20 protein-coding genes are annotated in these 26,609 nt (G+C 45.9%); 13 read left to right on the top strand and 7 right to left on the bottom strand.

What is annotated here, in order from left to right:
• The 3 genes from QUA10_RS21480 to QUA10_RS21470 form a co-directional block, all read left to right on the top strand.
• A partial coding sequence (locus tag QUA10_RS21480; RefSeq protein ID WP_333086362.1) for an ATP-binding protein occupies positions 1-2,438 on the top strand: 2,438 nt, incomplete at its 5' end.
• A 623-nt stretch (positions 2,439-3,061) separates the two neighbouring features.
• A complete protein-coding gene (locus tag QUA10_RS21475; RefSeq protein ID WP_333082731.1) occupies positions 3,062-3,457 on the top strand; it encodes a response regulator in 396 nt (131 codons plus the stop codon).
• On the top strand, positions 3,454-5,223 hold the full coding sequence (locus QUA10_RS21470; protein ID WP_333082732.1) for an adenylate/guanylate cyclase domain-containing protein: 1,770 nt from the start codon (positions 3,454-3,456) through the stop codon (positions 5,221-5,223). The genes QUA10_RS21475 and QUA10_RS21470 overlap by 4 nt, the downstream gene beginning before the upstream one ends.
• Positions 5,224-5,401: 178 nt before the next feature.
• Here the strand turns inward: QUA10_RS21470 and QUA10_RS21465 are convergent, their stop codons facing one another.
• Entirely contained in the window at positions 5,402-8,383 is a 2,982-nt protein-coding gene (locus tag QUA10_RS21465) for a PAS domain S-box protein (protein ID WP_333082733.1), read from the bottom strand.
• Positions 8,384-9,258: 875 nt separating this feature from the next.
• Between QUA10_RS21465 and trpD the strand changes: the two genes are divergently transcribed.
• Positions 9,259-10,374 (top strand): anthranilate phosphoribosyltransferase, encoded by a 1,116-nt coding sequence (gene trpD, locus QUA10_RS21460; RefSeq protein ID WP_333082734.1) that lies wholly within the window; start codon positions 9,259-9,261, stop codon positions 10,372-10,374.
• A 215-nt stretch (positions 10,375-10,589) separates the two neighbouring features.
• Here the strand turns inward: trpD and QUA10_RS21455 are convergent, their stop codons facing one another.
• The gene (locus QUA10_RS21455) at positions 10,590-11,390 is read right to left on the bottom strand and encodes a retropepsin-like aspartic protease (protein ID WP_333082735.1); all 801 of its coding nucleotides are present in this window, start codon (positions 11,388-11,390) and stop codon (positions 10,590-10,592) included.
• 254 nt (positions 11,391-11,644) lie between these two features.
• Between QUA10_RS21455 and carA the strand changes: the two genes are divergently transcribed.
• From carA to QUA10_RS21430, 5 genes are all read left to right on the top strand, one after another.
• Positions 11,645-12,802: a glutamine-hydrolyzing carbamoyl-phosphate synthase small subunit gene (gene carA / locus QUA10_RS21450; protein WP_333082736.1), complete on the top strand. Its 1,158-nt coding sequence runs from the start codon at positions 11,645-11,647 to the stop codon at positions 12,800-12,802.
• Between the two features lie 181 nt (positions 12,803-12,983).
• Positions 12,984-13,340 (top strand): STAS domain-containing protein, encoded by a 357-nt coding sequence (locus QUA10_RS21445; RefSeq protein WP_333082737.1) that lies wholly within the window; start codon positions 12,984-12,986, stop codon positions 13,338-13,340.
• A gap of 382 nt (positions 13,341-13,722) precedes the next feature.
• Entirely contained in the window at positions 13,723-14,169 is a 447-nt protein-coding gene (locus QUA10_RS21440; RefSeq protein WP_333082739.1) for a ribonuclease III domain-containing protein, read from the top strand.
• Between the two features lie 259 nt (positions 14,170-14,428).
• Positions 14,429-15,811 carry a 23S rRNA (guanosine(2251)-2'-O)-methyltransferase RlmB gene (rlmB, locus tag QUA10_RS29170; RefSeq protein WP_445243574.1) on the top strand — a complete coding sequence of 461 codons (1,383 nt, stop codon included), beginning with the start codon at positions 14,429-14,431 and terminating at the stop codon, positions 15,809-15,811.
• 296 nt (positions 15,812-16,107) lie between these two features.
• Positions 16,108-16,386: a DUF1816 domain-containing protein gene (locus tag QUA10_RS21430; RefSeq protein WP_333082740.1), complete on the top strand. Its 279-nt coding sequence runs from the start codon at positions 16,108-16,110 to the stop codon at positions 16,384-16,386.
• Positions 16,387-16,518: 132 nt separating this feature from the next.
• Here the strand turns inward: QUA10_RS21430 and QUA10_RS21425 are convergent, their stop codons facing one another.
• The 3 genes from QUA10_RS21425 to QUA10_RS21415 all read right to left on the bottom strand — a co-directional run bounded on the left by QUA10_RS21425 (position 16,519) and on the right by QUA10_RS21415 (position 19,854).
• Positions 16,519-17,355 carry an alpha/beta hydrolase gene (locus QUA10_RS21425; protein ID WP_333082741.1) on the bottom strand — a complete coding sequence of 279 codons (837 nt, stop codon included), beginning with the start codon at positions 17,353-17,355 and terminating at the stop codon, positions 16,519-16,521.
• Positions 17,356-17,882: 527 nt separating this feature from the next.
• Entirely contained in the window at positions 17,883-19,184 is a 1,302-nt protein-coding gene (locus tag QUA10_RS21420) for a serine hydrolase (protein ID WP_333082742.1), read from the bottom strand.
• A 214-nt stretch (positions 19,185-19,398) separates the two neighbouring features.
• Positions 19,399-19,854 carry a helix-turn-helix domain-containing protein gene (locus tag QUA10_RS21415; RefSeq protein ID WP_333082743.1) on the bottom strand — a complete coding sequence of 152 codons (456 nt, stop codon included), beginning with the start codon at positions 19,852-19,854 and terminating at the stop codon, positions 19,399-19,401.
• A gap of 1,086 nt (positions 19,855-20,940) precedes the next feature.
• On the opposite strand from QUA10_RS21415, the gene gatA reads away from it, so the two are divergent.
• Both gatA and QUA10_RS21405 read left to right on the top strand, forming a co-directional pair.
• Positions 20,941-22,401, top strand: coding sequence for an Asp-tRNA(Asn)/Glu-tRNA(Gln) amidotransferase subunit GatA (gatA, locus tag QUA10_RS21410; RefSeq protein ID WP_333082744.1), 1,461 nt, complete (start codon positions 20,941-20,943; stop codon positions 22,399-22,401).
• Between the two features lie 118 nt (positions 22,402-22,519).
• Entirely contained in the window at positions 22,520-23,575 is a 1,056-nt protein-coding gene (locus QUA10_RS21405; RefSeq protein ID WP_333086361.1) for an alpha/beta fold hydrolase, read from the top strand.
• A 102-nt stretch (positions 23,576-23,677) separates the two neighbouring features.
• On the opposite strand, the gene QUA10_RS21400 is transcribed toward QUA10_RS21405, so the two are convergent.
• Positions 23,678-24,421 carry a pentapeptide repeat-containing protein gene (locus QUA10_RS21400; RefSeq protein WP_333082746.1) on the bottom strand — a complete coding sequence of 248 codons (744 nt, stop codon included), beginning with the start codon at positions 24,419-24,421 and terminating at the stop codon, positions 23,678-23,680.
• 144 nt (positions 24,422-24,565) lie between these two features.
• Positions 24,566-24,859 carry a hypothetical protein gene (locus QUA10_RS21395; protein WP_333082747.1) on the bottom strand — a complete coding sequence of 98 codons (294 nt, stop codon included), beginning with the start codon at positions 24,857-24,859 and terminating at the stop codon, positions 24,566-24,568.
• Between the two features lie 170 nt (positions 24,860-25,029).
• Here QUA10_RS21395 and QUA10_RS21390 point away from each other — a divergent pair, with 170 nt between their 5' ends.
• A complete protein-coding gene (locus tag QUA10_RS21390) occupies positions 25,030-25,680 on the top strand; it encodes an ATP-binding protein (RefSeq protein ID WP_333082748.1) in 651 nt (216 codons plus the stop codon).
• A 297-nt stretch (positions 25,681-25,977) separates the two neighbouring features.
• A complete protein-coding gene (locus tag QUA10_RS21385; protein WP_333082749.1) occupies positions 25,978-26,316 on the top strand; it encodes a DUF3593 domain-containing protein in 339 nt (112 codons plus the stop codon).
• Positions 26,317-26,609 lie beyond the last annotated feature (293 nt).

The following is a 26,609-nucleotide window of genomic DNA, read 5'->3' as shown; positions in this document are numbered from 1 at the left end:
GCTACAACATATATATTTGCTTTTATACTCATTTATTCGCTGGTGTAGAACTAGACACTTGGGAACCAGAAATAGCAGGTTACAGGGCTGTTATGGCGCAGTTGAAACAATATTCTGCTCAGATTTATTTGGATATGGTTCAGCAGACGGTGCAAAACTTGAGGGAAACCCATACTCGGCCGGATTTGTTAATAGGCGAGGCCTACGATGAAACGGTGATGATTCCCAAGCACTATCAGGATAATGAATTTACGGCGATCGCCTGTGCCTGCATCTTCAAACTGCTGCTTGCTTACTGCTATGGCAATTACACGGCTGCCCTAGACCACATTACCCAAGTCAAACAGTATTTGATGGGAGTATCGGGATCGATTTTTGTTCCCCTTTTCCATTTTTATGCCGCCCTCACCCACCTGGCACTTTTTCCCACACAGCCAGAAACCGAGCAAGCTTCCATTCTTGCCCTGGTGAAAACCCATCAAAGCACGCTGCATCAGTGGGCGCAAAATGCTCCCATGAATTATTTGCATAAATGGTATTTAGTAGAGGCTGAACGACATCGAGTTTTAGGTCAAAATATGGATGCGATGGATGATTACGATCGCGCCATTAAACTCGCTAAAGAAAATCAGTACATTAACGAAGAAGCACTTAGCAATGAGCTGGCAGCCAAATTCTATTTAACCTGGGGAAAAGAAAAAATTGCCCAAGTCTACCTAACTGATGCTTACTACGCCTATGCACGCTGGGGCGCCCAGGCAAAAGTTGAAGATTTAGAAAAGTGCTATCTCCAATTACTTGCGCCTACTTTTAACTCTGAAACGAGCTTAAAAAGAGGTCAGACACTTGCCAAAATGATGACGGAAACTGTGGCCAGTACCAGTTCAGGTGTTTCACAAGTTCTGGACTTGGCAACAGTAATCAAAGCATCTCAATCACTTTCAGGAGAAATCAACATCGATAAGTTGCTCTCCACTTTGATGCAAGTGATGATTGAGAATGCGGGAGCAGAAAAAGGAGCTATGATTTTGAGAGAAAAAGATTCTTGCTTCGTCGCGGCTCAATGTGCGATCGGTAAATCGTGCAACCTGCACTCAACTCCCGTTGCTGAGTCTAACGAAATTCCGATCGCGATTATTAACTATGTCTCGCGCACCCAAGAAACTTTGGTAATTAATGATGCGACGATAGAGGCTACCTTTGCTGCTGACTCTTATATCATCCAGCATCAACCCAAGTCGGTTTTGTGTCTGCCGATTCAACATCAAGGAAAGGTGATCGCCATTCTTTACTTAGAAAATACTCTCGTTACAAATGCCTTTACTCCCGATCGGTTGGCAGTCTTAAATATCTTAGCCTCCCAAGCTGCCATCTCCATAGAAAATGCCCAACTGTATGCCAACTTAGAAGCAAAAGTAGAAGAACGCACCCAAGAATTATCGCAAGCTTTAATCAATCTCGAAGCCACCCAAGAAGGATTGATTCAATCAGAAAAAATGGCAGCTTTAGGACAACTTGTGGCAGGAGTTGCGCACGAAGTCAACACTCCCTTGGGTGCAATTCGCTCGTCGGCAGGAAATGTTTCTAAGTTCTTGAATCAAACTTTAGAACAGTTGCCCGCACTTTTTCAATCTCTCTCCTCAGAAGAAGCACAGAATTTCTTGAGTTTACTTCAGCGTTCCCTCCAACAAGAAGCAAGCTTATCAACCAAAGAAGAACGTAAATTGAAGAGAGCTTTGAGAAGCCAACTGGAAGAATTAGAGATTTATAGTTCCGATACCGTAGCCGATCGCCTAGTGATCATGGGCGTTTATAATGAAATTGATACCTTTGTCCCTTTGTTGCAAAGATCGGATAGTTTACATCTCCTAGAAATAGCCTACAAGATTTCTGAATTAAAAAGAGGCATTGCTACTATCAACACAGCTACGGATAGAGCATCAAAAGTAGTTTTTGCCTTGAAAAATTATGCCCGCTACGAACAGTCTGGCGAAAAAATAGTAGCCAGTCTCACAGAAGGTATTGAAACAATCTTAACCCTGTATCAAAATCTACTCAAACAGGGAGTTGAGGTCATCAAAAACTATGCCGACATCCCGCCGCTACTGTGCTATCCGGACGAACTCAATCAAGTTTGGACGAATTTAATTCACAATGCTTTGCAAGCCATGGATTATCGAGGCACGTTAACAATTGAGTTAACGGCTCAAGATGACCAGGCTAAGATTAGCATTAGCGACAGCGGCAAAGGGATACCAGAAGAGATAAAAGGGAAAATATTTGACCCGTTTTTTACTACTAAGCCGGCAGGAGAAGGCAGCGGATTAGGACTAGATATTGTGAAGAAGATTGTTGACAAGCATCAGGGAAAAATTGAAGTCGAATCAATTCCGGACAAAACTACATTTAATGTTTTCCTGCCAATGAGCGGTGTATAATACCAATTTTATATGGGGCTGCATAGAATCTGATCCCCCCTAACCCCCCTTAATAAGGGGGGGGGACAAGAGCTTGGTCAAAGTCAACCCCTACTCCCCTTATTAAGGGGGATGCAAGGGGGATCGAAATATATGTAATTTCACATTAAATTGGTATAAGCAGGTGAAGGATATCGCCAACGATGTAAAGCAGTAAGTAGGTCGGGTTTTAGTTGGTTACACCTCACATCTTGCACCATTGTCAATAAACCTTTTATGAACAGGCTTTCCGGTCTGTTCCACAAAAAAAATTATCTCTCGTGGAACAGGCCGGAAAGCCTGTTCTTGAGAATGGTGCAAGATGTCAGTTACACCCAACCTGCAATCTACCCAACTGGGAGGATTTTAAAAGTTAAAGCGTTATGATGCCAATAAGTTGGATTCCACAGGAAACGGATGTAAAACAGCACTACAATGCGTTATGCTTACGCATATAAATTGCTTGGTTTCGGCGACTGTGGAGGGGGAGAGGATTGGGCGAGCCGTGGACTTGTGACATCTTAAGATAAGATGGGGTCGACTAATACACTTTACTACTGTGACTACTTTTGCTACTAATAACAAGTAAAAAGGAGAAAAAATAGATGTCTAAACCAGTTATTTTGTGCGTTGACGATGAGAGAATGGTATTAGACAGTCTCAGGACGCAGCTAGCAGCAGAATTTGGCAATGCCTACACCTACGAAGCAGCCGAAGATGCTGAGGAGGCTTTAGATGTAATCAGCGAACTTTCTGACGAACAAACCCACGTGATTCTGATTATTTCGGATTGGTTGATGCCCGGTATTAAGGGAGATGATCTACTAATTCGCATTCATAAGAAACACCCGCATATTATTAAAATTATGCTGACTGGTCAAGCGGATGAAGTAGCAATTAATCGAGCCAAAAAACTGGCTAACCTTCATTGTTGCTTGTCTAAACCTTGGTTGGAATCCGATTTACTAGAAACTATTAAATCTGGTTTATCTAAACTATGAGCCAACAGGTAATTATCTGTGTTGATGATGAAAAAACTGTACTCAGGAGTCTTAAAGCAGAACTGCAAGAGGCTGTTGGCAATGATTATATAATCGAAATTGCTGAAGGTGGGCAAGAGGCATTAGAGTTAATTGAAGAATTGCTAGAGGATGGGGATGAAATTCCTTTAATTATTTCCGACCATATTATGCCTGAAATGAAGGGAGATGAGCTGTTAAAACAGGCTCATATAATTTCGCCTAAAACTATAAAAATTATGCTGACAGGACAAGCAGATATTGGGGCGATCGCCAATGCTATTAACTCTGCAAACTTATATCGTTATATTACTAAACCTTGGCAAGCTGAAGACTTGAAATTGACGGTTAGAGAAGCACTAAATAGTTATCTTCAACATCAACAACTCGCACAACAAAATGCCCAACTCCAGCAAATAAATCAGGAGTTTGCCGAGTTAAACAGCCAGCAAACCGTACTCATTGCTAAACTACACGAAGATGAAAATCGGTTGACGCAGTTTTTGGAAGCAATGCCGATTGGTGTGGGTGTCCTAGATGCGGACGGCCAACCTTACTACATTAATCGGAAAGCAAAAGAGATATTGGGTAAAGGAGTTTTGCCGGATACCCGTTTCAAGGAATTGTCAGAGGTTTATCAACTCTATCAAGCAGGGACAAATCAAAAGTATCCTACGGAGAATTTGCCCATCGTGCGCGCCTTGAAGGGGGAAAGTGCTACGGCTGACGATGCAGAAGTTCATCAAGGCGATAAGATTATTCCCTTAGAGATATTCGCTACTCCAATCTACGATCAACAAGGAAATATTGTTTATGCTATCAACACTTTTCAAGATATCACGGAACGCCAAGAAGCTGAGGCAGAACGCAAAAAGTTCATTGAGGATCTCTTTGAGGTCAATTGCAATTTGGAACTTTCACTGGATGCAGAATTAGAAATTGCGGAGGCGACAAGTCGCTTTGTACCCAATGAGTTTTTAGCTTTTTTGGGATGTGATAGTATTGTTGATATTAAATTGGGAGAAGCGGTGGAGTTAGAAATGTCAGTTTTGTTTTCTGACATCCGCGATTTCACTACTCTCTCGGAAAAGATGACACCGGAAGAGAATTTCAAATTTATCAATTCTTATCTGAGTCGAATGGAACCGCTGATTGTGGAACATCAGGGGTTTATTGATAAGTATATTGGCGATGCAATTATGGCTTTGTTTAGTGAGGGGGCGGATGATGCTGTGAAAGCCGGAATTGCGATGCTGCATACTCTGGCTGAATACAATCGAGATCGCGCTTCTGTGGGTTATGTGCCAGTTGAGATTGGGGTGGGAATTAATACTGGTTCTTTGATTCTGGGTATAGTGGGCGGAAAAAGCCGCATGGAGGGTACTGTGATTAGCGATGCGGTTAATTTGGCTTCTCGGATAGAAAGTTTGACGAAGAATTACGGGGTGTCGCTGTTAATTACTCAGCAGACTTTCGATCGCTTGACAAATCCTGCTGATTATGGAATTAGGGTAATTGATAAAGTTCAGGTTAAGGGTAAGTCTGAATGGGTGACTGTTTATGAAGTTTTCGATGCAGATTTCCCCGAAGTTAAAGCGGGGAAGTTAGCGACTCTGCAACTATTTACTGAGGCTTTGTCTTTGTACAATATGAATAATTTTAGGGAAGCTGCGGGACTTTTGGCGGATTGTTTGGGGCAAAATCCGAGGGATAAGGTGGCTCGAATTTATTGGGAAAGGTGTCAGTAGTTAGTTGGTAGTTGGCAGTTGGTAGTTGTTAGTTGGCAGTTGGCACTTGTCAGTTGTTATTAGTCATTAGTCATTGGTTAGCGATCAAGCGTCATCAGTCAACAGTCAACAGTCAACAGTCAACAGTCATAAATAACCAATAACTAATGACTAATGACTAATGACTAATAAATGCTGACTACGGTTGTTCGATCGGCAATTCTATGATAAACTCGGCTCCGTGGCCGAGTGCGGAAACGCAGCTAAGTTTGCCACCGTGTTCTTGGACAACTTTGTAGGAAATTGACAGGCCTAAACCGGTGCCTTTGTCGGCGGGTTTGGTGGTAAAAAAAGCCTCGAATAACTGCTGGGAAACTTCTTCTGGCATACCGGGGCCGTTGTCAGAAATCCTAATTACAGCATGGGAGTTTTGGACTTCTGTCCTAATTTTAATCTTGCTGCGGTTAGCTTTGACTTCGGCAACTGAACGCCCTTCGTTGTATTCCTCGATCGCGTCGATCGCATTTCCGATCAAATTCATAAATACCTGATTGATTTTTCCAGCATAACACTCAACCAAAGGCAAATTTCCATAGTCCTTAATTACTGCAATTTCGGGATAGTTGCCTCTGGCTTTCAGGCGGCTTTGCAGGATCAGCAACGTTCCTTCAATCCCTTCGTGCAGGTTAACTTTGCTCATTTGAGAATCATCTTTGCGGGAGAAATTTCTGAGCGATCGCACGATTTCCCGAATGCGATCGGCCCCAACCTGCATCGAAGACATCGCTTTCGGCAAATCTTCTAGCAGAAACTCTAATTCGATATCCTTAATTTTATTTTGAATTGCTGCTGGCGGCTGCGGGCAGTGCTGCTGGTACATATCGAGCAAATTCAGCAAATCTTCCGTGTAGTGGCCAACGTGAACGAGATTGCCGCAAACGCTGCTAACGGGATTGTTAATTTCGTGAGCAACACCGGCTACCATTTGACCGAGAGTAGACATTTTTTCAGTGTGAATCAATTGAGCTTGAGTTTGCTGCAATTCGTGCAAAGTATTTTCAAGTTGAAGTTTTTGTTGGGTTAACTCTGTTTGTGATCGCCGCAAAGCTTCTTCACTGCGTTTCTGCTCGGAAATGTCAGTAATTAACCCTTCCAAAGCTATCAATTCTCCCGAGTCGGAAAATACTCCCAAACCTTGCTCCCAAACCCATTTTAATTCGCCATTTTTAGCAGTAATTCGGTAATTTAGCTGATAGGGTCGATTTTCTTGCAAAGCAACTTGCACGGCATTCCACAAATTCTCACGATCGTCGGGGTGAGTCAATTCCGATATAGAAACTTGCCGAGTGCCGATAAATTCTTCAGGAGAATAGCCGGCTAACTGATAGCAACCTTCGCTGACAAACTCCATACTGCGATCGGCATCGTTGCGAAAACGGTAGGCCATTCCCGGCAAATTGCTCATCAGCGTCGCCAAGGCCCGCTGGCTTTCCCGTAGGGCTTCTTCGGCGTGTTTGCGATCGGTAATATCCGTCATCACGGCCAGCATACAGAGTTCGCCGTCCAAATTAATCAACTCTGCTGACAGCAAACATACCACCACCGATCCCGACTTCATCCGAAACTCGCATTCCTGATTGCGAACAACACCTTGTTCGTGCAAACTTCGCCTAAAATTAAGTCTGTCTTCAGGCCTTACCCAAATATTTAACCCCGGTACTGTATTCCAGGTCGTTTCTTCTAAATCGTAACCAGTCATCGACAGAAAACTATCATTAACTTCAATAAAACGACCCTCAGCAAAAGTAGTAATAATCATCGGATCTGGGCTCGATCGAAAAGCCTTAGAAAACTTTTCTTCCGATAAACTTAACTTTTTAATAGCCTCTTCCAACTGACTTGTCCGCTCTTTAACCCGGCATTCCAATACCTCATTAGCCTGCTTCAGGGCTTCCTCAGCCTGCACCCGATAAGTGATATCGCGCACCACGCCTTGCAGCCCAATTTTGCCGCCGATATCCATAGAAGTTAGCAGCACTTCCGCCGGAAACTCAGAACCATCCAAACGACGGTGCCGCCAGTCAAAACGGCAATTTCCCGATCGCAGAGCCGTATTAATTCGCTCTTGAGAAAGACTCCTAGAATCTTGTCCATCCGGTTGCAACGGCGGGCTGAACTCCGAAGGATGCTTGCCGCAAAACTCCGACTCAGTGCTGCATCCAAATAAATTTAAAGTAGCCGGATTGCAATCCAAAAAACCCTCTTCATCTAGCAGCATTACCGCATCAGTCGTCGATTCGTACAAAGTGCGAAACTTTTTTTCCGACGCCTGCAAAGAAGCAATCAACTGCATCTTTTCCTCAGCCGCCCGCTTTTGCTCAGTAATATCCTGCATTACTTGAGAAAAGCCCTGCAACTTTCCCCTTTCATCGCGCAAAGGAGTAACAATAATATTCGCCCAAAATCGCGATCCGTCTTTGCGAAGCCGCCAGCCTTCATTTTCGTATCGACCTTCTGCCACCGCCAGGATTAATTTTTCTTCGTGCTTGCCGATTTCAAGATCTTCTTTAGTGAAAAAACACTCCGAATTATTGCCGACTATTTCATGAGATCTGTATCCCAAAATGCGTTCTGCACCAGAATTCCAGCTAGCTACATACCCCTCAGGATCTAACATGAATATAGCGTAATCCTTAACGCCTTCAATTATTAAGCGCAGGCGTTCTTCGCTTTCTCGAAGTGCAGATTCTGCTTGCTTTCGCTGGGTAATATCTTCTACAAAACCTTCGTAGTAGAGCAATTTTCCTGCTTCATCGCAGACAGCGCGCGCATTCTCAGCGATCCAAATTATTGTTCCGTCCCGCCGATAAATCTGCGACTCAAAATCCGATACGATGCCCTGTTCTTGCAAAGCAGAAACAAACTGATCGCGCCGATCGGGATTGACGTAAAGCTGATCGCTGATATCAGTCAGACAGCCCATTAATTCTTCGGCGGAATTATATCCGTAGATGCGAGCCAAAGCTGGGTTAGCGCTGATGTAGCGACCGGATTGGGTTGTTTGAAAAATACCCGACACAGCATTTTCAAACATACTATAATATTTTGCTTCCATTTGGTGCAGTGCCTCCGCGACATTCAGGCATTCTATCGCTTTATTTCCTAATTTTTGATTTCCCACTTGTGAATACCCTGCTCTTGTGTGTGAGTTGAATATTTTTGGTCTACCGCCTGTTAAATTTGAGCCGTTATTTAGGCTGAAAGATGGTGTATCGCAGCCGGAGACGAGTGTGTTTATTCATCTGTCCTACTGGACTGTTAGTTATTAGTGATAGTTGCGGAAAGTTTAGCTAATCCCGTATTTATTTGATGCTTCACTGGCTGTCACGATCGCATTGGCACATCGATCGGCTTGCGGTGCAGGTGTTCGAGCAAAACCCGCTCCTTGAAATCTCCCTGAATATATTAGCAGTTGAATACCCTGAAATAATTTAGTAGCAAGGATGTTCTTACAATAAAAGGCAGCGACTTCTACAACCGCAAGATCCTATTTTTAGGATTTGGGTGAGAGTACGGCGATCGACTCTTACCCAATGCCACAAACCCGCCTGCAAGAGCTAAACGCTCGCTGTCCTTGCTGTCAATCGATTTGAGATTTGAGATTTTAGATTAAAGAATTGACTCCACAGATGAATCTTGGGCTCCCTAATGTCTAAAATTTTTTGGTCTCCAGAACTCCTGTCGGAAACTTTTATCGGTCTTTGGCTGCTCTGAGTTAGTGTTAAGTATTATTGCTGATAGATAATACAGCAGACTGCTAGCAGTTGTACGATTTGGGGTTTCTATGTAAAGTTGGCACAACAATAGGGTAATTGTTGTATCAAAAAATTCATATTCTGCTACTGCGGGCGGAAAAATTCTGTAGCGGTGCTGGCATTTGAGCAAAAATCGGGGCCCGATCGCGCAAAATGTGGTCGGCAAGTCTGGTAAAATCCCGATCGATTCTCGGTTTGGCCACAAAGCTCGATCAAGCTAAATTTGACTAAAAACTAATAAATGACAAATTCTCCTCTACTAGCAACGCCAGAGTTATCCCCTGCTTCAACCCAGACGCCGGATTCTCCTGTGTGGCCAGCCCTCCTGCAACAACTATTAGACAGACAATCTCTCTCACGCACCCAAGCAGCCGACTTGATGCAGGGATGGCTAGCCGAAGCTATTCCCCCCGTCCTCTCAGGAGCCATTTTAGCGGCTATCCAAGCCAAAGGCATCTCAGCCCAAGAATTGGCAGGAATGGCTCAGGTATTGCATTCTCAGTCGCTTGCAGGTGAATCAGAGAGCATTTTCAATCCCAAATCCTCAATCTCCAATCTCAAATTAATTGATACTTGCGGCACAGGTGGCGACGGCGCTTCCACGTTTAACATTTCCACTGCTGTAGCTTTTGTGGCCGCCGCCGGCAAAGTTCGAGTCGCGAAACACGGAAATCGCTCCGCATCGAGCAAAGTGGGTTCTGCTGACGTGTTGGAAGCACTCGGAGTCAACCTCAACGCCGATCCCGCGAACGTAAGATCTGCGGTAGACTCTGTGGGCATCACCTTTTTATTTGCCCCTGGGTGGCATCCCGCACTTCAGGCTGTAGCGCAGCTCCGGCGAACCTTGAAGGTGCGGACTATTTTTAACCTATTAGGGCCCCTTGTCAATCCTATGCGCCCTACAGGGCAGATAATCGGGGTGTTCGATCCTAGTCTGGTATCAACTATTGCTCAAGCTTTGGGCGAGTTGGGGACTGAGTTAGCTTTAGTCGTTCACGGCAGAGAAAAATTGGACGAGGCGGGTTTGGGTGATGTGACTGATTTGGCGGTTTTGTCTGATGGCAAAGTGGAACTCACTACTTTAGACCCGGAAAAGGTAGGATTGACACCAAGTGCGATCGGCTCGTTAAAAGGCGGAAATGTTGAGGAAAACGCCGAGATTTTGCGGAACATTTTGCAAGGGAAAGGTACGCGCGCGCAAATGGATGTTGTAGCTTTGAATGCGTCTTTAGCTTTTCAGGTGGGAGGTGCAATTCCTATGGGTTCTCACGCAGCAGGAGTTTCTCTGGCTAAGGAGATTTTATTGAGCGGCGAATCTTGGTTGAAGTTGCAGCAGTTGATTGAGTTTTTGAAATGAAGGAAGAAGGAAGTTCGGCAACGGATTTTGCAACGGATGTAACGGAAGGAAGAAGGAAGAAGGAAGTTCGGCAACGGATTTTGCAACGGATGTAACGGATGGAAGAAGGAAGAAGGAAGAAGGAAGAAGGAATTTTTTGTTTTAACTAACCCACAAGAAAAATTATTTAATTTTCCATTTTTCTTTACTTCTTCCCTTTCCCTCCTCCGTTCTTGTTAAGAGCGCGATCGAAATTCAATGACATCTTGCTTAATAGTCACATCTTTATTACCAAAAAAGTCGTGACCCAACAGTCCGATATCTAGGGATGGCGAGACTGCGACAACTACATTGTTAACAGCTAGACCACCTGCTTCCATAGAGCTCAGGCGACCGAGGGGAAAAGTAGCCACTCCGTTGGGAGTTTGTGCTTGCACTGTTCCCTGGAGAACAACGCCCAAGGATTTAGCCATTGCTGGTGTAATTACTGTGCCACTAGCTCCAGAATCTACCATCATCTCGAACTTTTGTTTGCCGTTAAACGTGACTTCTATGACGGGGATATTAGCCTCTCGGCGTTTGATTTTTGCCTGAAACACTCCCGACTTTGCCGCCGCCGAAGTGGGGGGAGTCAATTCTTTGGGGAGAAAACCGCAGACTGATTGGCTGAGGTTGACGGTTCGGCCTGACGAGCTCCGCATGAAGCATCCCTCACTTTCTTGAGCCACTGCTGGCGACGAGTTGGCAACACTCCCTACTAAAATTGAACTGCTCAGAGAAATAACCCCTGCTAAAACCAGTAAAGGTTGGCGCAGGTTTTGAGGGATCGGTAGAGGCTTTTTTGAGTTTGAGAGTAAAGGCAAGGGTGATTTACTAGCCATAGTTTCGTTAAACGCTGTAGCTCGATCGTAACAGCGACAACTGCCTTTTGGTATAGATATAGAATTTCCGCCCGCCTCATAAGCTGCTTGCAGATAAATTGCTGGCGCGGGGGAGATGGAAAATTTGCACGCACTTATAGCCTTTCTCAGTAACATGAGGTACACGCTTTATAAGCGGGCATAGGGCATAGGGCATAGGGCATAAGGCATAGGACATAGGGCATAGGGCATAGGGCATACCTCACCAAGATTGAGAACTGCTGTATTGCTGCTTTTTGATTACCTGCGGCATAAGTGCCTTGCTTTTCCGAAGCCTTGCACAAATTAAAATAATATCTGTATATTGCCGACTAGCATCAAATCCCTGGCAGTGGTAAGAATGAAACCAAACGAAAGTAATTAAGGATGCCATGTCACTTTCAACTGCACAACCCGCTCTCCTAGTCCTGGCTGACGGTACTGCTTACCGCGGCTGGTCGTTTGGCGCTGACGCCACCGTCGTTGGCGAGGTAGTATTTAATACGGGAATGACGGGCTACCAAGAAGTATTGACCGATCCCAGCTATTGCGGTCAAATTGTAACTTTTACTTATCCAGAATTGGGCAATACCGGGGTAAATCTCGAAGACGAAGAATCCTCGCGCCCGCAAATTCGGGGTGCGATTGCCCGGAACGTATGCAGCCGCCCCAGTAACTGGCGCTGCTCGCAATCTCTGCAAGACTATCTGAAACAGTACGATATCCCCGGAATTTACGGGATCGACACCCGCGCCCTGACTCGCAAAATTCGCACGGTGGGAGCGATCAACGGTGGCATTTCGACCACGATTCTCGACCAGGCAGAGCTTTTGGAGCTAGTGCAAGACGCCCCCAGCATGGACGGGCTGAATCTAGTCCAGGAAGTCACCACTCGCGAGGTTTACGAGTGGTCTGAAGCCACGGACTCGGTTTGGGAGTTCAGTCCTACAGTCAAACCTGCTAACGGCAAAATGTGGACTGTGGTAGCGCTAGACTTTGGGATCAAGCGCAACATCCTGCGGCGTCTGGCGAGTTACGGGTGTCGGGTCATCGTTGTCCCCGCTGACACGTCGCCGGAGGAAATTCTCAAATACAACCCGGACGGCATTTTTCTGTCCAACGGCCCTGGAGATCCGGCGGCGGTAACGGAAGGGATAGCGACTGCGAAAGCTTTATTAAAGTCGGACAAACCCGTATTCGGCATCTGCATGGGACACCAAATTTTGGGACTTTCCTTGGGTGCAGAAACTTTTAAACTTAAGTTCGGCCATCGGGGATTGAATCATCCAGCGGGTTTAACTGAGCAAATAGAAATTACTAGCCAAAATCATGGTTTTGCGATCGACCCCGATTCCCTAGCCCCCGAAGTAGAGATTACTCATCTCAATTTGAACGATCGCACCGTAGCCGGATTGAAGCATAAAACTCTGCCACTGTTCTCAGTGCAGTACCACCCAGAAGCCAGTCCGGGCCCGCACGACGCCGACTATTTATTCGATCGATTCGTGCAGTCAATGCGAGACAATCATAAAGTAGCCAGCAGTAAGTAGTCAGCACTCAGCAGTCATTAGTCAGTAGTCATCAGAGGCTGTTTGTGTCGATCGCTTCTGACTAATGACTAATGACTAATGACTCATAACTAAAAAACTGTAGACAAAAAACCAAAAAACTCCTATAATGAAGCCTCGACTTTAAGCCATATCTAGCTAGGAGGGTGTCATTTCTGAGTCATTGACCCTGACCGTTAGCCTCAGAGGCACTCGCGAAGTCAGGAATAACTGTCAGTTATTTCGCCTGACGGGCCTGCTGGACGCTTTTTCTGAGGCCACTTTTCGGAAGGTAATAAGCAAATGTATTGACGACGGCCCAAAACACGTAATTTTGGACTTGTCTCAGATAGACTTTGTGGATAGTTCAGGCTTGGGCGCACTTGTGCAACTTGTCAAAAAAGCCCAGACCTTGGAGGGGACATTGCAAATTGTCTCAAATCCCCGCGTAACTCAGACTGTTAAACTGGTTCGCTTAGAGAAATTTTTGTCTTTGCAGCCTTCGGTTGATGAGGCGGTAAAAAACGTCAAGGATGCTTGACGCCAAAGTGGATTAAATTAGCTATCCGGTTCTCAACGCTGGATAGCAAATTTTTATTTTTTTGCGGGTAAAATAATACTGATTTCCCAGAAGCTGCGACACGCGCCAGCCGCTATTTCCCCGATGCTTAGAGTTTCGGTGGATGGGCAGTAAAATATGTGTGGCAAACACGCGAAAAAATGGTATAAAAATTAGAGCATCCCGATCTGGTAAAAAGCCTTTTTTAGGAGTGCGATCGTCACGCCAAGCTTTGCCTATATATCTCGCTTCGCGATCGGACAGCGAACACTCCTGTGAAAGCTATAATTGCTGAAGTAACGAAAGACGAAATAAGTAAGTGACTAGAAAAACCAAGCTGTGCGGAAGTTTTATTTAAAAAAGTATGTCGCCGATCGCAGATGACGGACTCAAACTGAGTCTGACGGATATCAGTTTAAATCGAGTGCATCCTGCGAGGGCTACACCAGCAGAAATAGAAAGAATTTCGCCCGCAGCCTGGGCATATTTGGGAGATGCAGTGTACGAACTCTACGTTCGGAGTTCGTACTTAGTGCCACCCAGAAGATTGCAAGCTTATCACGAATTAGTGGTGGGGCAAGTACGAGCCGAAACTCAAGCGCGTCATTTGCGATCGATCTCTCCTTACTTGAACAGTACAGAATTAGCAATTGTCAAGCGCGGCCGCAATGCTGCAGCGGGCCGTTCTAAGCGAGCAGATCCAGAGATATACCAACAAGCCAGCAGCTTAGAAACCTTGGTCGGATATCTGTATCTCACCGATCCCGAAAGATTGACCGAACTTCTGGCACTTTTAGATCTTGAGACTTAAAGGATTTAGCAAAGAGTTGGGAATGGGGAGGGATTAATTAACCATGCTTGCACGGCTAACATAAAACCGCAAAAATTTCGATGGCAAAACAGGATTTATCAGTTATTAACTAGCAATTTGAACACAGCAAAATCCTTGCTCCCTCGCTAGACTATCTAAAATCTCAAATCCCCAAGATTGCTCCCTCAATCAAGAATCTCACATCTACAATCTACAATCGATTAGCCTTCAGCCAAAACGTTTTGAGCACAATAAACCAATGAGAAAATTTACCAAACCCAACTTTTCGCGATCCAATTCCGACAGCAAGCCATTCAAAAGCGAAGGCCGCCGTCAGGACTCACAACCATCCTCTCCTCGGTTTGAACGCAAGCCCCGTCCCGACACTCGCGGAGTAGATGCGCCTCAAAAGCGATCGACCTTTGCCCCGCAATCGCGAGAAATGCCCGTGAGAGCAATTTTCAAACGGAGAGTCGATGCCGAGGGCCAACCGGAAATTCGCAGAAATAATCATTTTAAGGACAGAGACAGCAGCCCGCAGGAATCCCGGAGCAATTATTACCAAGACAGAGATAGCAGCAGCCCGCAGCCGACCCGCAACAATTTCCGAGACAGAGACAGAGATAGCAGCCCGCAGCCGACTCGCAATAATTTCCGAGACAGAGACAGAGACAGCAGCCCGCAGCCAGCCCGCAATAATTTCCGAGACAGAGACAGAGACAGCAGCCCGCAGGAATCCAGGGGCAATTATTACAAAGACAGAGACAAAGACAAGATCCCGCAGGAATTCCGGGGCAACCATTTCAGAGACAGAGACAAAGACAGAGACACTCGCCCTGTTGACACTGCCTCAAATACAGTCGTGCAACCAGACGCAGACACAGACGACATGATTTACGGCCGCCATGCGGTGCAAGCAGCTTTAGAAACAAACCAAGTCCTCAACCGGATCTGGGTTGTTCCCCACCTGCGCTACGATCCTCGCTTTCATAGCTTGCTAACCGAAGCCAAGGCCAACGGCAGCATCATTGATGAAGTTGACGATTTGCGCCTCGACTACATCACGCGCAAAGCAAACCACCAAGGCGTAGCTGCTCAAGTATCAGCCTACGAATACCTGGATTTGAGCGAACTGATCGCAAAGGCTAAGTCGGCTTGCGAAGATCCAGTAATTGTGGTAGCCGAAGGACTCAACGACCCGCACAATCTAGGGGCGATTATTCGCACCGCAGAAGCATTGGGATCTCAGGGCATGGTGATTCCACAGCGGCGGGCTGTTGGGATTACCTCGGCAGTGAGAAAAGTAGCAGCAGGGGCATTGGAAAGCCTTCCCGTGGCGAGGGTTGTCAATCTTAACCGGGCGCTGGAAGAACTCAAAGAGGCTGGATTCTGGATTTATGGCACTGCAGCAGGCGTCGGTCAATCGATAGAGACAGTTAAGTTCTCCGGGCCCACTGTTTTAGTGGTGGGTGGTGAAGCTGACGGTTTGAGCCTTTTGATACAGCGGGGATGTGACGGATTAGTTTCAATTCCTTTAAGAGGCCATACTCCTAGCCTGAATGTCTCGGTAGCAACGGGGATGGCTTTATACGAAATTTACCGCCAGCGTGGGCCCAAAAAGTTTCATGTACACGGTTCGTAAAGGTGCTTGAAAAAAAGAGTACAACAGAGTAGTTTATTGTGAATGCCATCCAGAATGGAGTGGCACCACACCCTGAACAAGTAAGGATAGCCGATCGACTGTCGTTACTTGTTCAGGCAAAAATAGAAGGGGCCTTGCCCCTAGGTTCAAACAGGAATTCGACACCCATCTATTTAAATATCACCTTTAAATAGTTTTGGATCGGTTCTTGGCAGCAGTCAGCCACGTGTAAATAACAAAAGCCTAGGCGTGTTCGCAGCACCCTGAAAACACCGTCAAATACATTAGAAAAGCACATGAAAGAATTCTTGATTAGCTTGCTCAACTTTTTCGGATTGGCTTGGTGGGTTGAAGTTAAAACTTCAGCGCCGCGGTGCATTTACTATTTTGGCCCGTTCTTAACCGATGGAGAGGCGGAAGCTGCAAAAGCAGGATATGTAGAAGACATAGAAAATGAAGGGGCAGAAGGTGTTAGTGTTTCGATTCACCGCTGCAAACCACTTACTTTAACTGTTGCAGAAGATTTGGGAAAGCTTGGTGATGGAGGGCTGTGGCCGGTTTTGAGCGGTCAGTAGAAGCTGGGGGAATTTTGAGTTTTGAGATGGCTACGCTTCCCTCGCAACGCTGTGCGGTTTTGAGTTGTGAGTTGTTGTAACTTCAAAACTCTTGAGTGTTGGGTAATAAATTGCTTGTGACAAACTCAAAACTCAACACTCGCAATTGCCAACTGCTTCGGGGTGACTCTCAATCCAGCGATCAATGTCTGCGAGTACCCGATCGGGAATTTCCCAAGGGAACAAGTGGGCTGTATTGGGATAGCACTGCCACTGACAATCCTGGAGGTGGCGGACGGTTTCTAAACTGGATGCTGAGGTGATGTGCCGATCGCCCTCTCCGGCCAACACCAAGCTGGGACATTGAATGTCGTCAAGGTGCAGCAGTCGATCGTATCCAGCCCTCAGAGCGGTATTTAACGCCTTGGTGGCAGTGTTGGAAGTCTTGAGGTAGGCGGGAGTACCTGCCTGTGCTAAGTAGCGGTAAGGGGTGGCGTTATGCTGCTGTATCAAGTAGCGAAAGAGCGATCGCCTAGCAAAAGTATCAATATTCCACTGCCAACCGGGTAGGGCCCAATTGATAATTCCCGCTAAACCGGTGTAAAGGTTATCTTGCCAAGAGATGGGAGGGTGGCTTCCTCGTGGCTTGGCTGCAGATGCAAGGAGAATCAAACCGGTGACTCGCTGGGGATATTTCATGGCTAATTCCAGGGCTAAAATGCCTCCCAAGGACCATCCGATCACCAAACACCGATCAACTCCTAATCTGTCTAATAGTGCTTCTAAATCCACCAGATGATCGGTCATTTCAAAGAAAGTTGAGGTGCGACTGTTGCCGTAGCCGCGCAAGTCTGGGGCGATCGTCTGGAAGCGTTTTGATAAGTGTTCTGTGAAGACGGACATACAATCGCCGGAACCTGGATGACCGTGCAAGCAGAGAATAGGAAATCCTTTGCCTTTGACGGAAACACTGAGTTGTTGATGCGACATTTTTTAACTGTTTGGGCGGTGCGTTGTCCCCCGCTATAAATTGTATATTCCAGCGGGTGAAATACCCAAACTCAACGGAGTACCGTTATAATTCGGGCTTCGTGTCTCGTTTGCTGTCGCTCTATTGGGGATATTCATTGCTGAATATTCGTCATCAAAGACGAGCGGAGTCTTACACAGCATCTCTGGGCTTTTACGCCCTTTATCCCCTCCTAGGGAACCCACGCAGAAGTCCTATTTCCTAAGACCAAAAACTCTTTTCGTACAACAAACATGGGTTATTTTTTACAGCAGGGCATATCATACTAACCAGCGGTCTGCCTTTTCCTCCTTTCTCTCGCAGTTTCCCGGTAAGCATATTACTGCCACTATGACCGTTGTGTTATTACAGCCGAGTGAGTGGGTCGCAACCATCTATATATTAACTCAAATCAACTCTATATGCCAACTCTTTCTATATTTTTGTTTTGCTTATATCCCAACACCGAACCGGGTACAGTTACGGTGTGGGACTTACGCCAATTGAGTTAAAAGCTGGGGTTTTGTACCATGTAATCTGCAATTTTAGAAATAGACTGGCGCATTTGTAGCTCGCCGCTGCGGCTGTCAATCACCGTAATCACATAGGCCTCGTCGTCAATGCTCATCGCTAAAGTTGTGCCGAGTACCCAGGAATTTTGACCAGTTTTTTCCCCCAACCACTGAGCTTTAGTTCCTTGCAAGGCAGCAAATCCCAGAGCGTGATCGTACTGGCGGTTAAGAGTTTCTATTAACAGTTTAGCACCGGGTGTTTCACCGTTGTAAATTTGCACCATCATTTCGGTGAGTTCGTTAGCAGTCACGCGGTTGCGACCCGAACCGGGGTTGGAGGGCATAATTCTTTCCCCCATCAACTTGAAGTTGACGCGGGTGACTTCGTAGCCGCTATTATCTAAATATTGATTGATGTAATCCGAACCTAAATAATCGATTAGTTGATTGGTGGCGATATTGCTGCTGCGATAGATCATTTCTTCTAACAGTATCTGTAGCGGGTAATTGCGATTAGACCTAATCTTTGCCGATGCGTCTTCTGTGAAATTACCGCGAGTGACTAATACTTCCTGGTTCAGACTAATTTTTTCTTTATCGACTTTTTGCATCAGGGCGACAGCAATCGGCAGTTTAATTAAGCTGGCTGGACTGACAGGAGGTACATCGCCCCGGAGGTTTACGCATTCTCTAGAAAGGTTGCAAATACCGATCGAAGCTTGAGCCGACAAACCGCTTTCTCGGGCAAGCGCACCCAAAACATCAGATTTTGCTTGCTGCAGTTGAAAGGTTGCTGCTGTTAAATTTTCCCGGTATTCTTGAGTTTTTGAGGCAGTGACGGAAGCTAAAAATGAATTTTGAGGAACTTCCTGCAAGTTGTTGAGCGCCTGATGCCAGAAAAATTGAGTTTGCTGCGAAGATTCGATCGACTTATTTGGCTGCCGTTTAGTTTCTACGGCTCTGTTGGCTAAACGGACTGCTTGCTGTAAGTTGTCGTTAGCCCTCTGTTCTACTAATATTTGAGCTTCCACCGCTTGCAACTGCTGTAGCAGTTGTTCTTGAGGATTAGCTGCGAAGGGAACTAAGCCGGAAAGGATGGTTGGTTCTGGGGAGGGAGATGAGGGTTGTTCTAATTCGGTGATCAGCCCATCGCGAATTTTGTAGAGTTCGTCGAGGGAACGTGGGTTAGATGATTGAGAGAATGAACTTGCGATGGTTAACATCTGAACCAGTCCAATGCCGGCTACTACTGCCGCCATCTTGTTGGCGATCGACAAAAAACACCTAATATCTCGCATATTTAACATCCTCAACACCACCACATTCAATATAAGCAGCTATTGTTACATCAGTCAAAGGGTTTTAGATTTTAGATTTTAGATTTTAGATTGAAGAATAAATCTAAAATCTAAAATCTAAAATGGTTTTGATCGCGCCAATGTGGCAAAATAACCAAAATAAAGGGAGCGATCGCACCAAAGCAATCAACCCCCTCTAAATATTGCGAACTATCTACTTTCTGCGCCGCCGTCGCCAGTCAGCACCCAACCGCTTGAGGTAATCCCAGCCGCGTTGGGGCCAGACATGATCGCTACCAATCTTTTCGGCAATCCAGCGAGCGACTTTGGGGCCTGTCCAGTCTCCGCCGTCGGGGGCAGGGCCTTGCAGCGCTTGTCGCAGTTCTTCTTGCTGTTCAGGATTCAGCAAGGATTTTGCAGGAGGGGGCTGGCGGTCTCCGCTGCGATTTCTCACAGAGTTAGGCCCTTCTCGGTTGTAGCGCTGGACAATTTCTTTGGCGTAGTCGTAGTTGAGGCCTACAACTTGGGCTGCTTGTTTGATAGTCCAATTTCGGGACACTAACAGCAGCAAGTGCCAGCGGCGCGACTCTGTGGTGTTTTGTGCCTGCCGGTAGCGAATTTTGAGTTCCTCTGCCGTCAGGTGGGATTCTAAGTGAGCTTTAGGTGGCATTCCTCCAACGGGGCATCGGGAACTTCTTACCATATATCTTGGGTTTTGGGGATAATTCCGGATGAAATTATTTTCCTGGGGATCGATCGGGCAAATAAGTAGCTTTTTTTACCGCAGATGCACGCAGCTAGTCGCAATTGAGGAAGGACTGCTGTTTTTTTGCAGGTGCGCGCAACAGGAGACCACGGCGTGGCGGTGAGCGTTCCCAGCTTTTTTGTGAACCCCAGATTTCTGACAGGCTTGTTGACCTCTGGCACAAGGGGTGTGGAGCGGAAAAGGTCGATCGCTATTTTCTTCGATCTGGCAGCGGCCCTTAATTCACTCGGCTGAATGATAACTTTTAGTCATTTTTGAATAAAAAAGTATTCTTCATAATCTGATACTAATTATTAGGCTATAGACCGCCATAATCTAATATTTATTATCATATTTTTTATTTTAAATTAATTTATTTATGGATTTACTGGAGATTAATTTTTTATAAAATCAGCTTGAAACACTGCTAATTATGCTCTTTAAAATAACTTCAGCCTCATAAAAAATATGTATTGTGAACTATAATAGTCTGAATAATCCCCGGAATAAAGCATTCACAATCGGGAATTGGTTTATTTTCTATGCCATCTTTTTCTTCCCTAAATACTGGGTTGCGTCGAAGAGAAGCTAGGTTCTAATGTTTGAGAGTTTAGATTGCAGAATTGGGAATGACTAATTTCCTAATGATTGTGATCTTGCATACACATTCTTGGAGGCAGAACCTAATTATGTAGGGGTCTCATTGCACACATTACCCCTTCCTCACATAATTCGTGCGTCCAACCACTTGTTGCATAAGTTTTGATACAGTTGCATTCTTGGTTTGTTAAAAGATGAGGTAAAAAACTCGATCGCTATTTTGTGTTCGGTGGGATTTGGGGAATTTAATCTATTGTAGATAAAATGACCTATCGCCCGTTAGCGGAGTCCTCTTTGAGGCTCGAACTTTCGCCACAAAAATAGCCGACTTTGCCTTCGGGCTGTAAGCAGGTACAATTGCCAGTTATATTAACTGTATTGTCTCAAAGTAGAAATAATAAAGGTACGAGCATGGCATCCATCCGCGAGTTGCACCGACAACTGGTCAATAAAGAACGCTCTGCTGTGGAAATTACTCAAGAAGCATTAGACCGAATTACCCAGCTAGAGCCGAAGTTGAAAAGCTTTCTGTGCGTGACGGCAGACAGCGCATTGGCGCAGGCCCATAAAGTGGATGCCCAAATCGCAGCCGGAGAGCAAATTGGCCTGTTGGCCGGCATCCCGATCGCCGTTAAAGATAATATGTGTACCGAGGGCGTTCCCACAACCTGCGCCTCTCGGATTTTGGAGAATTTTGTGCCTCCCTACGATGCAACCGTCGTCTCCAAACTCCAAGCAGCCGGTGCGGTGATTGTGGGTAAGGCGAATATGGACGAGTTTGCAATGGGGAGCTCGACAGAAACTTCTGCCTATCAAGTTACCGCGAATCCTTGGGACTTGGAGCGCGTGCCAGGAGGGTCTTCTGGCGGTTCGGCCGCAGCAGTAGCCGCCGGAGAATGCGTCGTGAGTTTGGGTTCGGATACAGGGGGCTCGATCCGCCAACCTGCTGCTTTTTGCGGTTTGGTGGGGCTGAAACCGACTTATGGGTTGGTTTCTCGCTACGGTTTGGTCGCCTATGCTTCTTCTCTCGATCAAATCGGGCCGTTTGGCCGGACTGTTGAGGATACGGCGATTTTGTTGGGGGCGATCGCCGGTTACGATCCGAGAGATTCCACGAGTCTTAATGTCCCAATTCCTGACTACGCTCAAGCTTTAAGACCCAGTTTGCGACCCAAGGGTCAAATTAGAATTGGTGTAATTAAAGAAACTTTTGGTGTAGGGCTGGACTCGGGGGTTAAAGACGCTGTTACTAAGGCGATCGAGCAATTTCAACAATTGGGCGCAGAAATTCAAGTCATTTCTTGTCCCCGGTTCCGCTACGGTTTGCCCACTTACTACATCATTGCTCCCTCGGAAGCTTCGGCAAATTTGGCGCGATATGATGGAGTGAAGTACGGTTTCCGATCTCCAGACTCCGATAATCTTTTGGATATGTATGCCAAAACCCGCTCTCAGGGGTTCGGTGCGGAAGTTAAACGCCGGATTGCGATCGGCACTTACGTATTGTCGGCTGGATATTACGATGCCTATTATCTAAAAGCTCAAAAAGTTCGGACTTTGATTAAAGAAGACTTTGAAAAAGCTTTTTCTCAAGTTGATGTTTTAGTCTGTCCCACTGCTCCTACTACCGCATTTAAGGCAGGCGAAAAATTCAATGACCCTCTGAGTATGTATTTGTCAGATTTGATGACTATTCCCGTGAATCTTGCTGGTTTGCCAGCTTTGAGTTTGCCCTGCGGATTTGATGATAAAGGACTGCCCGTGGGTATACAACTGATTAGTAATGTTTTGCAAGAATCTCGGTTGTTTCAAGTGGCTCACGCTTACGAACAGTCTACGAATTGGCACTTACACCACCCGGAATTGCATTAATTTTTGAAAATCGGCGGAATACGGTGGCGGAAGTTAGTAATCGATCTTGGCTAATTGTCTGAATTAATAATTTGCCATTAGCTTTTGAGCGATCTCTAATTTCCCGCGTGCTCTATCTATGAACAATTTGCTAGTATTCCTTTTGTCTAAATCGCTAATAGCTTTTGGGATAGTTTTGGCCGTTGCTTATTCTGCTGCTTGTGTATTCCTATTTGTAGCGCAAGGTAAGTTTATCTTTTTTCCTGCGCGGGCGATCGAAACTACGCCAGATGATTTTCAGTTGAAATATCAAGATGTCTGGCTACCAATTCCAACTAAAACAGGCGCGGTGGACAGCGTGCACGGGTGGTGGATTCCTGCCTCGGAAAATCCCCCCAGCCCCCCCTTAGCAAGGGGGAGAGCAAGAAAGGGAGAAGCTGTTCCCTCTGTTAACACGGGAGACTCGGATACCCCCCCCAGCCCCCCCTTGCCAAGGGGGGGAGCTAGAGGAGTCGGAACGTCCCCGCAAAGTGAGAGACGGGCAGTCGCTCCGGTTCCCCCCCTTAACAAGGGGTTAGGGGGGGTAGTTTTGTACCTGCACGGCAATGCTTCAAATGTGGGAGCAAATGTCGAACACGCTTATCGATTTCATCGGTTAGGTTTGTCGGTATTTGTGATGGATTATCGTGGTTATGGAAAAAGCCAGGGCGATTTTCCGAGTGAATCTCAGGTTTATGAGGATGCTCAACTTGCTTGGGATTATTTGGTAAAACAGCGGGGGATTAACCCGAATCAAATTTATATCTACGGTCATTCTTTGGGAGGGGCGATCGCGATCGATCTAGCCGTGCGTCACCCGGAGGCGGCCGGGTTAATTGTAGAAGGCTCTTTTACTTCGACGCGGGCGATGGTGAATTTTCAAAAAGGGCTGTTTTGGATGTTTCCGATCGATTTTTTGCTGACACAGCGGTTTGATTCTCTTTCAAAAGTCGATCGCCTGCAAATGCCCGTGCTCTTTATTCACGGGACTGCTGACAATGTAGTTCCAGTGGAAATGAGCAAAAAAATGTTTGAGGCAGCACCTGAACCCAAACAGCTTTACATAGTTCCTGATGGAGGTCACACTAATGTGGCACAGATCGGGGGCGCAGAATATCTGCAAATACTGAGCCAATTTTTAGGTTCTTCAAAGTAGATAAAAGCTATTGGCGGTAACAGGTTAAGTTTGATATCTGTACCGCCTGCTCGCACTTCTAACAGTACATATTAAACACAGTAGTGATGACGATGATACTGCTTAGTAGAACCTTAATACATTTAGCCACCAGTCATTCAAGGCATAGCAGTAATTACAGTAATTGTTTGTGTTGAGCGCTGGTTCTTTCTTAACTTCGCAGCCTCGCCGAGAGGTTTTTCTGTTCGGCATCCGGGCGCCACAGAGATTGGCATCTGTGAGATTAGCTTTGTTCAATCTCGCATCCGTCAAGTCGGCCGATCTAAGGTCGGCACCGCTGAGATTTGCACCGCTTAAATCGGCTTCTTTGAGGTCGGCACCGGTGAGATTTGCACCGCTTAAATCAGCATTTCTCAGGTCGGTTCTATTTAGTTTAGCGGCGCTCAAATTACTGCATTTTAAGTTAGCCAACTGGAGGGATGCGCCTCGCAGAAAACTCTCGCTGAGGTTGGCATTTTCTAAGTTGGCTCCCCTGATGTCGGCTCTGCTCATGTCGGCTTTGGTGAGGTCGGCGTCAGCCAAAAAGGCGTTTCTCATGTTGGCGTTGTTTAAATTAGCTTCCATTAAGTCAGCCGCAGTCAAGTCGGCATCAACTAAGTCGGCCCTGCTGAGAGTGGCGCGGCTCAAGGAAGCGCCAAACAAATCTGCACGGCTCAAGGAAGCGCCAAATAAGTCGCATCCGGGACATCCTCTGGTTTCTAGCAGCCGCTTGACTAGAGACAGATTTTGAGCTTGCAAGGGAAGTGCGGCGCAAAATGGGAGTAGCATTATCGCAGCAGTCAGAATTTTCAGTTTGATTTTGGTCATAGTCTTGGTAAGTCCTGTAATTGCCTTTCATCACCGATTTGTCTGCGGGACTTACGCGCGGGGGACCAAAAACCCGGTTTCCTCGTTAATTCCTCGCTGCCAAACCCAATATTCTAAGCAGAAACCGGGTGGTTTGCGTAAGTCCTAGTCTAGTGGATGGACGCGACTCGACGGTGTAAGGTTCGTAGGCGTAAGCCGGGGCGTAGCCATCGCCCTCACGGATATTACATACACGTTGGGGATGAAAGCGCGCACCTCAAGGCTTCTTTGCAGCGAGCGGCCAACGGCCGGATGCCTTGAATACCAGGGATTCGGGGGCTTGCGACGGCTGGAACAAGTGGCTGACTCCGACAGCGGATAAGTATTTGTAATCGATGCAGTTGGATTTTGCTGCCGAGGGCGATCGTTCTCCGTACAGGCGATCGGTAAATAAGCCAATTGGCTTAGACTCTTAAGACATATTGCTGATGCGCTGCCTTCTATAAAAAAGATAGCATTTTTGTGTGATCCCCGAAATAATACCGAGCCAGCAAGTATAAAAAAGATACCGGGTGTCTCGGCGGGCGGGAAAATAGGGTACAGATAATACTTTCATACGAGGAAAATAGATGTCTAACAGCATAGATCAACTTGCAGAAGGCGGCAGGGGGATCAAACTCATGTGGCAGATTGCAGACGAGCTCAGTTACACCCGGACTCTCGACAATCGAAACTGTTTGTCGCTAAGAAAAACTTACGAAGTAGAAAATCGCGATCGCTCCCAAAATATAAAAAAAGCTAGCATTTTAGATGGGTTAATGAATTTATTAAACACCTGGGATTGGCAGAATGAAAAACAGCAGGAAGAAGAGCTGAATGAAACTTGTATTCAACATATTAGCCTGCAAGTCAACACAGATGTCAATGCTTTAACCCAAGTTTTGTTGTGGTTTGAACAGTTGAAAGATATATCGCTCCCCAATGAAGTTTGGTGGAACTTGCAGTTGGCGTTGGCTGAAGGTTTCACTAATGCAGTTCGCCACGCTCACAAAAATCTGCCAGTAGAAACTCCTGTTCAACTGGAAATTAGGGTATTTAAGGGACGGTTGGAACTCAAAGTTTGGGATTGTGGCCCGTGTTTTGATTTTGATTCTAAGCTGAAGGAAATTCTGGCAGCAGATAGAAATAATGGCTTGGATTTAGAGGTTGTGAACGATACTTGCTTGATGCCTACCAGACAGAAAACTGTGGAACAGTCTCTATTTCTAATTGCTGGGTAGCTTGGGAGTGAGGGACAATTAACAGACTGGCACGGTGAAAAATGTGTTATGCTAAAAACGGTGTTAGGGGAAAAGTAACGGGTTTTGTCTCCGAGTGGGTAAGGGGGTTTGAATACTGCCAACCTGCTGCGGCTTGGGTTAAGAGCTATGGTCTTGGGTGATTCTATAGGGGTTTGATAGAAACGGGTGCATCTGTCTAATTAAATATTAAAAACTAAATATCAAAAATTAAAAATTATTCACACTAATTTTTGAATTTTTCACTTATGATAGTATCTGGTCGCTCACCAATTACTAATGATTTCCAAAGAAACTTTATTTATTCTGTCTCTATTTCCCTACTTGGGATTTCTCTGGTTTTTGACTCGATCGGGACAAACACCCCGTTTAGCTCTGATGGGATTTTACGGCACTCTCGTTTTTGTAGCGGTGACGATTCCCGCCGCAATTTACGCAAAAGTTGCCTACAACGAGTCACTAGCAAATGTCGATTGGCTGCACGGTTCTGCGGAACTATTCTTAACACTTGCCAATATTTTATTAGTTTTAGGCTTTAGAGAAGCGGTGATTAAAGCCAAAGCATCCTCACAGAAGGGGGGTGAGGAGCCAGAGTGTCTTTTAGATGGGGGAGAATAGCCGGGAGCATCTCAGTTTGGTATTTACTCTCTGCAGAAATGCTCCAGAATAGCCGTAGTTAACAGTTAAGTGTTGACCTATCAGTTTGTGCTCCGCCAACCTGCAAAGTTTTAGGAAAGCATTAGAATATATGGAAACTCACATCAAGCACTTCTAGTGTCCTCACTTTGGTTTCTTGCCACGGGCTCAACTTGAGAGCCGAGATTTTGGGTCAAGAAAGCGAGTTTCTCAGGTATTGTCGAGAATGGTGCTCTGGGCGTGAGTGGAAACAGACTACCATGTTGCTAAGTTTA

Origin of the sequence: Microcoleus sp. Pol8_D6 (assembly GCF_036700965.1) — a bacterium.
Classification (GTDB): Bacteria; Cyanobacteriota; Cyanobacteriia; order Cyanobacteriales; family Microcoleaceae; genus Microcoleus.
This window is presented reverse-complemented; position numbering and strand designations above follow the sequence as displayed.

Coding starts and splice junctions, on each gene's coding strand:
- QUA10_RS21475 (WP_333082731.1), top strand. CDS start 3,062: ATGTCTAAACCAGTTATTTTGTGCGTTGACGATGAGAGAATGGTATTA.
- QUA10_RS21470 (WP_333082732.1), top strand. CDS start 3,454: ATGAGCCAACAGGTAATTATCTGTGTTGATGATGAAAAAACTGTACTC.
- trpD (WP_333082734.1), top strand. CDS start 9,259: ATGACAAATTCTCCTCTACTAGCAACGCCAGAGTTATCCCCTGCTTCA.
- QUA10_RS21455 (WP_333082735.1), bottom strand. CDS start 11,390: ATGTTACTGAGAAAGGCTATAAGTGCGTGCAAATTTTCCATCTCCCCC.
- carA (WP_333082736.1), top strand. CDS start 11,645: ATGTCACTTTCAACTGCACAACCCGCTCTCCTAGTCCTGGCTGACGGT.
- QUA10_RS21440 (WP_333082739.1), top strand. CDS start 13,723: ATGTCGCCGATCGCAGATGACGGACTCAAACTGAGTCTGACGGATATC.
- rlmB (WP_445243574.1), top strand. CDS start 14,429: ATGAGAAAATTTACCAAACCCAACTTTTCGCGATCCAATTCCGACAGC.
- QUA10_RS21430 (WP_333082740.1), top strand. CDS start 16,108: ATGAAAGAATTCTTGATTAGCTTGCTCAACTTTTTCGGATTGGCTTGG.
- QUA10_RS21425 (WP_333082741.1), bottom strand. CDS start 17,355: ATGTCGCATCAACAACTCAGTGTTTCCGTCAAAGGCAAAGGATTTCCT.
- QUA10_RS21420 (WP_333082742.1), bottom strand. CDS start 19,184: ATGCGAGATATTAGGTGTTTTTTGTCGATCGCCAACAAGATGGCGGCA.
- QUA10_RS21415 (WP_333082743.1), bottom strand. CDS start 19,854: ATGCCACCTAAAGCTCACTTAGAATCCCACCTGACGGCAGAGGAACTC.
- gatA (WP_333082744.1), top strand. CDS start 20,941: ATGGCATCCATCCGCGAGTTGCACCGACAACTGGTCAATAAAGAACGC.
- QUA10_RS21405 (WP_333086361.1), top strand. CDS start 22,520: ATGAACAATTTGCTAGTATTCCTTTTGTCTAAATCGCTAATAGCTTTT.
- QUA10_RS21400 (WP_333082746.1), bottom strand. CDS start 24,421: ATGACCAAAATCAAACTGAAAATTCTGACTGCTGCGATAATGCTACTC.
- QUA10_RS21390 (WP_333082748.1), top strand. CDS start 25,030: ATGTCTAACAGCATAGATCAACTTGCAGAAGGCGGCAGGGGGATCAAA.
- QUA10_RS21385 (WP_333082749.1), top strand. CDS start 25,978: ATGATTTCCAAAGAAACTTTATTTATTCTGTCTCTATTTCCCTACTTG.